Annotated in this window: 6 protein-coding genes; 5 read left to right on the forward strand and 1 reads right to left on the reverse strand. The window is 65.2% G+C overall.

All coding sequences use genetic code 11. The annotated features are described in order from the left end of the window. Positions 1 to 66 precede the first annotated feature (66 nt). The 3 genes from clpB (at position 67) to ilvN (ending at position 5434) form a co-directional block, all read left to right on the forward strand. Complete coding sequence (gene clpB, locus ETC07_RS11920) at positions 67 to 2649, forward strand: ATP-dependent chaperone ClpB (RefSeq protein WP_136248743.1); 2583 nt, start codon at positions 67 to 69, stop codon at positions 2647 to 2649. A 569-nt stretch (positions 2650 to 3218) separates the two neighbouring features. Continuing rightward, a complete protein-coding gene (locus ETC07_RS11925) occupies positions 3219 to 4943 on the forward strand; it encodes an acetolactate synthase 3 large subunit (RefSeq protein WP_136248744.1) in 1725 nt (574 codons plus the stop codon). Then, positions 4943 to 5434, forward strand: a complete 492-nt coding sequence (gene ilvN, locus ETC07_RS11930) for an acetolactate synthase small subunit (RefSeq protein ID WP_136248745.1) — start codon at positions 4943 to 4945, stop codon at positions 5432 to 5434. Before ETC07_RS11925 ends, ilvN begins: the two co-directional genes overlap by 1 nt. A gap of 82 nt (positions 5435 to 5516) precedes the next feature. Here ilvN and ilvY read toward each other — a convergent pair whose 3' ends face one another. After that, the gene (gene ilvY, locus ETC07_RS11935; protein ID WP_136248746.1) at positions 5517 to 6407 is read right to left on the reverse strand and encodes an HTH-type transcriptional activator IlvY; all 891 of its coding nucleotides are present in this window, start codon (positions 6405 to 6407) and stop codon (positions 5517 to 5519) included. Between the two features lie 192 nt (positions 6408 to 6599). Between ilvY and ilvC the strand changes: the two genes are divergently transcribed. Both ilvC and pssA read left to right on the forward strand, forming a co-directional pair. Further along, complete coding sequence (gene ilvC, locus ETC07_RS11940; protein ID WP_136248747.1) at positions 6600 to 7616, forward strand: ketol-acid reductoisomerase; 1017 nt, start codon at positions 6600 to 6602, stop codon at positions 7614 to 7616. Between the two features lie 127 nt (positions 7617 to 7743). Then, positions 7744 to 8571: a CDP-diacylglycerol--serine O-phosphatidyltransferase gene (pssA, locus tag ETC07_RS11945; protein WP_136248748.1), complete on the forward strand. Its 828-nt coding sequence runs from the start codon at positions 7744 to 7746 to the stop codon at positions 8569 to 8571. The last annotated feature ends 295 nt before the right edge of the window (positions 8572 to 8866 follow it).

The following is an 8866-nucleotide window of genomic DNA, read 5'->3' on the forward strand; positions in this document are numbered from 1 at the left end:
AAGACCCATGACACCGGGCCAGGCGGCGCGTCCGATTCGCCCCGCCATCCCGACGGAGGAACGCGCATGCGAATCGACAAGTTCACCGCCAAGCTGCAGAACGCCATGGCCGATGCCCAATCCCTGGCGGTGGGGCATGGCCATAACCAGCTCGAGCCGGGCCACCTGCTGCTGGTGTTGCTCGATGCCACCGATACCGGCGTCAAGGCACTGGTGCAGAAGGCCGGCGGCGACGCCGCGCGGCTACGCGATAGCCTGGTCGGGCATCTCGACGGCCTGGCGAAGGTCGGCGATTTCGATGGTGAGGTGCAGCCCTCCCGTGACTTGATGAAGCTGTTCAACCTCACCGATCGTGAGGCCCAGAAGCGTGGCGATCAGTACATCGCCAGCGAGCTGGTGCTGTTGGCCGCGCTGGAGATGCGTCACACGGTGAGCAAGCTGCTCGGCCAGGCCGGGTTGACCCGCCAGGCGCTGGCGACCGCCATCGATGGCGTGCGCGGTGGCGAGAAGGTCAGCGACCCCAATGCCGAGGAGAGTCGTGAGGCGTTGGAGAAATATACCCTGGATCTCACCGAACGGGCGGCCAGCGGCAAGCTCGACCCGGTGATCGGCCGTGACGATGAGATCCGCCGCACCATCCAGGTCCTGCAGCGGCGCACCAAGAACAACCCGGTGCTGATCGGCGAGCCCGGGGTCGGCAAGACCGCCATCGTCGAGGGGCTGGCCAGCCGTATCGTCGATGGCGAGGTGCCGGAGGGGATCAAGAACAAGCGCGTGCTGTCGCTGGACATGGGCGCGCTGCTGGCCGGGGCCAAGTTCCGCGGCGATTTCGAGGAGCGCCTCAAGGCGGTGCTCAAGGAGCTGGCGCAGGAAGAGGGCCGGGTCATCCTGTTCGTCGACGAGCTGCATACCATGGTCGGTGCCGGCAAGGCCGAGGGCGCCATGGATGCCGGTAACATGCTCAAGCCGGCGCTGGCCCGGGGCGAGCTGCATTGCGTCGGTGCCACCACCCTCGATGAGTATCGCCAGTACATCGAGAAGGATGCCGCGCTCGAGCGTCGTTTCCAGAAGGTGCAGGTCGACGAGCCCAGCGAGGAGGATGCGGTGGCCATCCTGCGCGGGCTCAAGGAACGCTACGAAGTGCATCATGGCGTCGACATCACCGACGGCGCGATCATCGCCGCCGCCAAGCTGTCGACCCGCTACATCACCGATCGCCAGCTGCCCGACAAGGCCATCGACCTGGTCGACGAGGCCTGCTCGCGGATTCGCATGGAGCTCGACTCCAAGCCGGAGGCCATGGACCGCCTCGACCGCCGGCTGATCCAGCTCAAGATGGAGCGCGAGCACCTCAAGAAGGAGACCGACGAGGCGTCCAAGAAGCGCCTCGCGGGCCTCGAGGAGCAGATCGGCGAACTCGAGCGCGAGTATGCCGACCTCGACGAGATCTGGAAGGCCGAGAAGGCGAGCATCCAAGGGGCGGCCCAGTTCAAGGACGAGCTCGACCGCGCGCGCATCGATCTCGAGCAGGCGCGGCGCCAGGGCGACCTGGGGCGGATGTCCGAGCTGCAGTACGGGGTGATCCCCGAGCTCGAGCGCAAGATCGCCGAGACCAGTGACGTCGAGGCCGATACCGCCAAGCATCAGCTGCTGCGCTCCAATGTCACCGAGGAAGAGATCGCCGAGGTGGTGTCGCGCTGGACCGGCATCCCGGTGGCCAAGATGCTCGAGGGCGAGCGCGACAAGTTGCTGCGCATGGAGGAAGCCCTTCACGAGCGGGTCATCGGCCAGGACGAGGCGGTCACCGCGGTGGCCAATGCCGTGCGGCGCTCCCGGGCCGGGCTCGCCGACCCGAACCGTCCCAACGGTTCCTTCTTGTTCCTGGGGCCGACCGGGGTGGGCAAGACCGAGCTCTGCAAGTCGCTGGCCCACTTCCTCTTCGACACCGAGGAGGCCATGGTGCGCATCGACATGTCCGAGTTCATGGAGAAGCACTCCGTGGCGCGGCTGATCGGCGCGCCTCCCGGCTACGTCGGCTACGAGGAGGGCGGTTACCTGACCGAGGCGGTGCGCCGCAAGCCCTACTCGGTGCTGCTGCTCGACGAGGTCGAGAAGGCCCATGCCGATGTCTTCAACATCCTGCTGCAGGTACTCGAGGACGGCCGCCTCACCGATGGCCAGGGCCGCACGGTGGATTTCCGCAACACCGTGATCGTGATGACCTCGAACCTGGGGTCCGAGGTCATCCAGGGCATGGGCGGCGGCGACGGCGGCTATGCGCAGATGAAGTCCGCAGTGATGGACGTGGTCGGCAGTCACTTCCGCCCCGAGCTGATCAATCGCATCGACGAGGTGGTGGTGTTCCACGCCCTGCGCCAGGCGCAGATCCAGGCGATTGCCGCCATCCAGCTCGAGCGCCTGCGCGGGCGGCTGGCCGAGCACGAGCTGTCGCTCGAGGTCTCCGATGCGGCCATGGCGCAACTGGCCGAGGGGGGCTTCGACCCGGTGTTCGGGGCGCGGCCGCTCAAGCGGGCGATTCAGAGCCGCATCGAGAACCCGCTGGCCCAGGACCTGCTGGCCGGGGCGTTCGCGCCGGGCGACGTCATCAGGGTCGACGCCGAAGGCGAGCGCCTGGTCTTCCGGCAGTGAAACGCCCCGTGGCGTGACCGCCTGCCCCGGCCAGGCCGGGGCAGGTGGGCCGTCGCCCCGGCATCAAGCCCGCGGCGGCCGGTCGCCGCCTTCTCTCTTCTCCCCACCGGCGCCTCATTCATGGCGTGTTCCCCCTGCCTAGAGCATGGCTCCGTGCGATGACACCGGGGTTCGCGGTTGACACTTCCGCGGCGCTATTGGAATCTTGATGCATCCTGATAATCGGGCGCGGACCCCAGCGGGCGATCCCCCATTACCGCGCGAAGGGTAGGCCACGCAGCCTCTACCCGCCGAAGGACTTCCGGGTCCGGGCCAACCGCCCGGCCTGGCCAATGCCCCGACGCGGTAATCCGCCGTGGAGGGAGCGGCCGATGCGTGTCGCGCGCGACGAGCGGTCGAGCGTGATATGGCTTCGGCGTTCCCGATGAGAGTGCTGGCCCTAACAGGGCCTCAATGAGCCAGGGTTTGGCATCAGGTGCCGGCGCGACCGGCCGCGGCATACCGCCGCACTCGACCCCGTGCCCGACGTGGCGCGGATCGCACTCGAGACCTCCAGGGGAGAAACATCTGTGGAACTGCTTTCCGGCGCGGACATGATCGCCCGCTTCCTTCAAGACGAGGGCGTCGAATACATCTACGGCTATCCCGGCGGCGCTGCGCTACATATCTATGACGCCCTGTTCCGCCAGGACAAGGTCAAGCACATCCTGGTGCGCCACGAACAGGCCGCCACCCACGCCGCCGATGGCTATGCCCGGGCCAGCGGCAAGCCTGGCACGGTGCTTGTCACCTCGGGCCCCGGTGCCACCAATGCGGTCACCGGCATCGCCACCGCCTACATGGACTCGATTCCCATGGTGGTGCTGTGTGGCCAGGTGATGAGCCATCTGATCGGCGAAGACGCCTTCCAGGAAACCGATATCGTCGGCGTGACCCGGCCGATCGTGAAGCACAGCTTCTCGATCAGGCACCCGAGCGAGATTCCGGAAGTCCTCAAGAAGGCATACTACCTGGCGTCGACCGGACGCCCCGGGCCGGTGGTGGTGGACATTCCCAAGGACATGACCGCCCCCACCGAGCGCTACGAGTATATCTACCCGAAGAAGGCCAAGCTGCGTTCCTACAATCCGGTGACGCGTGGCCATACCGGCCAGATCAAGAAGGCCGTGGAGATGATGCTCAAGGCGCGTCGTCCGGTCTTCTATACCGGCGGTGGGGTGGTAACCGGCGAGGCCAGTGACGGCTTGACCGATTTGGTCAAACGGCTGGGCTTCCCGATCACCACCACGCTGATGGGTATCGGTGCCTTCCCGCAGAGCGATGACCAGAGCCTCGGCTGGCTGGGCATGCACGGCTCTTACGAGTCCAACATGGCCATGCACCACGCGGATCTGATCATCGCCATCGGGGCCCGCTTCGATGACCGGGTGACCAACAACATCTCAAAGTTCTGTCCGACGGCCAAGATCGTGCATGTGGACATCGATCCCAGCTCGATCTCCAAGACGGTGCGTGCCGACGTGCCGATCGTGGGGCCGGCGGCCAGCGTGATCAACGAGATGATCAGCCTGTTGCAGGGCCGCGAGATCGTCAGTTCCGAGGCGCTCGCCGAGTGGTGGCAGAGCATCGACGGCTGGCGCGAGGAGCGTCGTGGCAAGCTCTATGAGCCGTCCGCCGCCGGCGAGGTGCTCAAGCCCCAGGAGGTCATCGAGGCCGTCTGCCGGGCGACCCACGGCCAGGCGTACGTGACCACCGACGTGGGTCAGCACCAGATGTTCGCCGCCCAGTACTACAAGTTCGACAAGCCCAACCGCTTCGTCACCTCCGGCGGGCTCGGCACCATGGGCTTCGGTTTTCCGGCGGCCATGGGTATCAAGCAGAACTTCCCCGACGAGCAGGTGGTCTGCTTTACCGGCGAGGGCAGCTTCCAGATGATGATGCAGGAACTCTCGACCTGTAAGCAGTTCGGGGGGGGCGTCAAGATCATCAACCTCAACAATGCCTCGCTCGGCATGGTGCGTCAGTGGCAGGACCTGAACTACAAGTCTCGTCATGCGCATTCCTACATGGAGTCGCTGCCCGACTTCCAGAAACTGATCGAGGCCTATGGCTTCACCGCCCTGAAGGTGCAGACGCGAGAGGAACTCGAGTCGGCCCTGGAGAAGACCTTCGCCGACAACGATGAACTGGTGTTCCTCGATGTCGCCGTGGATCCTCACGAGCACGTCTATCCGATGCAGGTGCCCCTGGGTGCCATGCGTGACATGCTGCTTTCCAAGACGGAGCGGACCTGATGCGCCATATCATCTCGATTCTGATGGAAAACGAACCGGGCGCCCTGTCTCGCGTGGTGGGGCTGTTTTCCCAGCGCAACTTCAACATCGAAACCCTCAACGTGGCGCCCACCGAGGACGAGACCCTGTCGCGGTTGACCGTGACCACCGTCGGCGACGACCGGGTGATCGAGCAGATCACCAAACACCTCAACAAGCTGATCGACGTGGTCAAGCTGGTGGACCTGACCGAGGGTAGCCACATCGAGCGCGAGCTGATGTTGGTCAAGGTCAAGGCGCTAGGCGCGGCGCGGGATGAGGTCAAGCGCACGGTGGATATCTTCCGGGCGCAGATCGTCGACGTGACGCCGAGCCAGTACACCGTCCAGATCACCGGCGATGCCGGCAAGCTGGATGCCTTCCTCGAGGCCATGTCCCCGGTGGGGCTGCTCGAGGTGGCACGGACCGGGGTGTCGGGGATCGCGCGCGGCGACAAGGTGCTGTCGCTGTAATCGCCGATCACACTCGTCTACTCGCGTGCGAGTGCACATAAGCCGCCCTACGGGGCGGCTTTTTCGTTGACCAAAGAGCGCTTCAGCCGTGCTCCTCGACCTCGGCCCACAGGGCGTGGATCAGCGGGCTCTTCAAGCGCCGGTTGAGCACGCAGAGCCCGACGTCGTAGTGGGGTAGCTCCGGTTTGACCGGCAGCACCCGCACTCGCTCGGCCAGCGGGCTCGCCTCCAGTACGATGCCCGGTACCACGCCGACGCCGAAGCCCAGGCTGACCATGCTGACGATGGCTTCATGGCCGGTGACCTGGGCGTAGATGCGCGGTTTGACGCCGAGCGCCCGAAACCAGGTATCGATCATGTCACGCGACAGACCCGATTCGGAGAGGATCATCGGCACCTCGCGCCATTGTTCGGTGCTCGGCGATTCCGGGGTAGGGGGGATCCAGGGCCGGGGCTCCGGCGGGGCGATGAACACCAGCGGGGAGCGAGTCAGCGACTTGAAGGCCAGGGCCTCGGGGAGCCGCCGTGGGCGGGAGGTGATCGCCATGTCTTCGTCGCCCGACAGCACTCGGGACATCGCCTGGGCGGGGTCGCCGGTGTGGAGCTTGAGCTCTATGCCGGGGTGGCGGGTACGGAACTCGCTGAGCAGGTCGTAGAGGAAGCTGTAGCTGGCGGTCACCGAGCAGTAGATGCTGATCTCGCCGGTCAGCGCTTGCGCCTCGCTCATCATCGACCGGCGTAGCCGCTCCCACTCCTCCAGGGCATCGCGGGCGTAGTCATGGAAATGCTGGCCCTGGCGGGTCAGCGTGACGTGACGGTTGTCGCGCTCGAAGAGGCGCACGCCGAGGCTCTCCTCCAGCTGGCGGATGGTGCGTGAAAGCGTGGACGGGCTGACGTGGCAGGCCTCGCTGGCGCGGCCGAAGTGCCGGGTGTCGGCCAGGACGAGGAAGTGCTTCAGGGGGCGCATGTCCATAAGGTCGTCATGCCATATTCTGGGATGTGTCGTTGCAAATATAGCGTTTTACGCAATGATATGCCTGTCGTAGAGTCGTTGCATCGACCGGGCACACAGACCCGGGGCCCGACTCCCAGCGCCGCGACAAGACGGCGCGGGTGGCCATCAACGCTGATACCTCTTTTGCATACTCGTTTTCAGGAGCCTCACATGCGCGTGTATTACGACAAGGACTGCGATCTCTCCCTCATCCAGGGCAAGCAGGTGGCCATCGTGGGTTACGGCTCCCAGGGCCATGCCCACGCCAACAACCTGAAGGAGTCCGGCGTCGACGTCATCGTCGCGCTGCGTGAAGGCTCGTCCTCCGCCGCCAAGGCCGAGGCCGCCGGTCTCAAGGTCGCCTCCGTGGAAGAGGCCGCCAAGGCCGCCGACGTGGTGATGCTGTTGGCTCCCGACGAGAACCAGAAGGCCATCTATGAGCAGCAGGTCGCCCCGCACCTGAAGCAAGGCGCGACCCTGGCCTTCGCCCATGGCTTCAACATCCACTACAACCAGATCGAGCCGCGCAGCGACCTGGACGTGATCATGATCGCGCCCAAGGCGCCGGGTCATACCGTGCGCTCCGAGTTCGTCCGCGGCGGTGGCATTCCCGACCTGGTCGCCATCCACCAGGATGCGACCGGCAGCGCCAAGGAATTGGCCCTGTCCTACGCGGCAGGCGTCGGTGGCGGCCGCACCGGCATCATCGAGACGAGCTTCAAGGACGAGACCGAGACCGACCTGTTCGGCGAGCAGGCGGTGCTCTGCGGTGGTGCCGTCGAGCTGGTCAAGGCCGGTTTCGAGACCCTGACCGAGGCCGGCTATGCGCCGGAGATGGCCTACTTCGAGTGCCTGCACGAGCTCAAGCTGATCGTCGACCTGATGTACGAGGGCGGCATCGCCAACATGAACTACTCGATCTCCAACAACGCGGAGTATGGCGAGTACGTCACCGGCGGTGAGATCATCAACGAGCAGTCCCGTGACGCCATGCGCAACGCCTTGAAGCGCATCCAGACCGGCGAGTACGCCAAGATGTTCATCAACGAGGGGAACTCCAACTACCCGTCGATGACCGCGCGTCGCCGCCTGAACGCCGAGCACCCCATCGAGCAGGTGGGCGAGAAGCTGCGCGGCATGATGCCGTGGATCGCCGCCAACCAGCTGGTCGATAAGTCCAAGAATTGATCGAACGGCCCATACGGCTGACGGCAGGGGGGGCGCGGGAAACCGCGCCCCCCGTTGGTGTGGACAATGAGTCCTGCCCGGCTCTATGTGTAGAATGGGGACAACACAAGCCGCAACGGATGACACCATGAGTCAGGAACCCAGCAACCGCGATCAAGAGACGCCGCCCCGCGACGACGACGATCTGGCCAGGACTTTCCTGCGCGAGTCGGAGGTCGTCGAGGAAGCGCTGGAGGATGGCAAGACGGTCCGTCGCAAGGGGATCTACCTGCTGCCCAACCTGTTCACCACCTCGGCGCTGTTCTCCGGCTTCTTCGCCGTGGTGGCCGCCATCGACGGTGATTTTATCTCGGCCTCCATCGCCATCTTCATCGCCATGGTGCTCGACGGCCTGGATGGCCGGGTGGCGCGCCTGACCAATACCCAGAGCGCCTTCGGGGCGGAGTTCGACTCGCTCTCCGATATGCTGTCCTTCGGCGTGGCGCCTGGGCTGGTGGCCTTCACCTGGATTCTCCAGGACGTAGGCAAGACCGGCTGGGTGGTGGCCTTCCTCTATGTCGCCTGCGCCGCTCTTCGCCTGGCGCGCTTCAACGTGCAGATCGGCAGCGTCGATAAGCGATGGTTCATCGGCCTGCCGAGTCCTTCGGCCGCAGCCGTCGTCGCCGCCAGCGTCTGGACCTTCCATAGCTTCGATGCCGATGCCTTCGGCTTCAAGCTGCTGATGCTGTTCCTGGTCGGCGCGGCCGGTGTGCTGATGGTCAGCAACGTCCGCTATTACAGCTTCAAGGACGTCGACCTCAAGGGGCCCGTGCCGTTCGTCGTGTTACTGGCCATCGTGTTGGGTTTCGTGGTGATCTCCATCGAGCCATCGGTCATGCTGTTGCTGCTGTTCGGCACCTATGTCGCCTCCGGCCCGGTGTGCGCCCTATGGCGCAAGATGAAGGCGACGCCCTGAAGGGAATCGCGGTATGCTTGCTGGTCATGAACGCCCGCCTCGCGCGGGCGTTCGCGTCTCCGGGCGGCGAGTGGCGCGCTTGTGCGTCTATCCACAGGCGGTTGCTCTGGCGGAGGGGTGTGGATGGTTTGGCGTGGCGGTTGGCGTGCCTCCATTCCTGCGTCAGCGCGACGATACCGTCCGTCCCGAAATTAGCCCTTGCGTCTCTCCGCCGTAGCCCGTAAAGTACGCATCCGCTGCCGGCGACGGGCAACGTTGCAGGCGGTGATGGGTGGTAGAAGCACTTGTTTTCTTT

It is taken from the genome of Halomonas borealis, assembly GCF_004798905.1.
GTDB classification, from domain to species: Bacteria; Pseudomonadota; Gammaproteobacteria; order Pseudomonadales; family Halomonadaceae; genus Halomonas; species Halomonas borealis.